Source organism: Bradyrhizobium sp. 199, from assembly GCF_023073355.1.
Lineage (GTDB): Bacteria > Pseudomonadota > Alphaproteobacteria > Rhizobiales > Xanthobacteraceae > Bradyrhizobium.
Window position 1 is genome coordinate 1 of the sequence record NZ_JADPJI010000003.1, and the last position, 1,800, is coordinate 1,800.

The window sequence follows — 1,800 nt, forward strand, 5'->3', positions numbered from 1 at the left end:
GTCGTCCGCTTGTTAGCGGAGCAGCTGCAGCACGCTCTGCTGCGACTGGTTGGCCAGCGACAGCGCGGAGACCGCGATCGACTGGCGGGTCGACAGCGCCTGGCTGTTGGCCGCCTCGACGTTGGTGTCGGCCAGGGTCAGGTTGGCCGAACCGGTCTGCAGCACGTTGATCAGGTTCTTGTTGAAGTCCTGACGGACCTGCACGATGGTCAGGTTCGAGCCGAGAGCCGAGGCTTCCGAGCGCAGCGTGCTCGATGCCGCGTTCAGGTTGGTCAGCACCTTGTTGGTGGCAGCGTTGTCGATGAAGTCGACACCGCTGGTCAGCGCAGCAAGGCCCAGACCCTTGGAGTTGTAGGTCACGCCAGTGATGCTCAGGCTCGACTTGGCCGTCTCGTCGAACACCAGCTTGAGCTGATCGCCGTTCAAGAGGTTGACACCGTTGAACGAGGAGTCCTGCGACGTCGTGTCGATCTGGTTCAGGATGTTGTTGTACTGGTTGACCAGGTTGGCACGCGAGGTCTGGGCAACCGAATCCTGGACGGGGGTGGAAGCCGTCGAGAACGTCAGGGACGAGGTCAGCGTGCCGCCGATCGCACCACCCGCGGCGCTCGAACCAATGGTCGAGGACGCGTAATCGTTGGTGGTCGAGACCGTCAGCAGGCCGTTGGCGTCGATCGTCGCCGTCAGGTTGTTAGCCTGAAGCTTGGTGTTGAGCTGATCGAGCGTCTTGACCGTGCCGTTGGTGCCGTCGCCGAAGGTGGCGGTGACCGCCGTGCCGCCATTGAAGGACGAGAAGGTCAAGGTCTTGCCGGTAATGCCGCCGACGCCGGAGGTACGGGCCGCGGTGAAGGCGGTCGCAGTGCCGGTGTTGCCGGCAAGGCCAAGCGCATTCAGCGCATTGCCGGTGCCGGTGATCGACAGGTCGGCATTGACGCCGGTCGAGATCTTGAACTGACCCGAGGCGTTGATCGACGAGTTGGTCTGGCCAGTGGCGGTCGCAAGCGTCGCGGTGCCGTTGGCATTGACCGTCGCGGTCTGCACGCCGGTGGCAAGGTCGATCGCCTTCAGCACGTCGTTGACCGTGCCAGCCTGCAGATAGACCGTCGAGTTGCCGTTGCCGTCGGTGAGGACGTTACCGCTCGCACCATAACCGCTCGGAACGCTCGGAGCACCGGTCGAGCCCGGGATCGGCGCGTTCTTGAAGGTGATGACGTGACCGTCGACGTTCAGCGTCGAGCCGTCCGCGATCGTCGCACCGAGCGAGCCCGAGCTCGTGGTCCGGTTGACGCTCACGGTGGCGTTGCCGCCGCCCACGGCCGTGGTCAGGGCGAGAGACTTGAGCAGGTCAGCCTTGCCGGTGACGCTCAGATCCGCACCCGTCGAGCTCTTCAGCGTGACGGCACCGCCAGCAGCGCTCGAGGCAGTCTGGCCGACGCTCGTGGCGATCGTCGCAGCACCCGCGGTGATGGATACCGTCTTCACGCCGCTGGCGAGATCGATCGCGGTCAACAGATCGTTGACGTTGGCCGCCGGAGTACCCGCGGTGCCGAGATAGACGGTGGTGTTGCCGCTGCCGTCGGTGACGAGGTTGCCGCTGACGCCCGAACCGGACGCAACCGCAGTCGATGCCGGAGCAGAACCCGAGCGGAACGTGATGGTCTTGCCGTTCACGGTCAGCGTGTCGCCGTCCGCGGGCTGGGCGTTGCTGGCCAGACCGGTTGCGGTCGTGCCGTTGGTGGCGATCAGGGTGATGGTGCCGGTCAGGGCCGTGGTGCCGTCACCGGCCGTTGCGCCCGTGCT

At 65.4% G+C, this 1,800-nt stretch carries 1 protein-coding gene; it reads right to left on the reverse strand.

Annotated elements, in window-relative coordinates:
• Positions 1-12 precede the first annotated feature (12 nt).
• The coding region (locus IVB28_RS07105; RefSeq protein WP_247525367.1) for a DUF1522 domain-containing protein at positions 13-1,800 on the reverse strand (1,788 nt) is incomplete at its 5' end.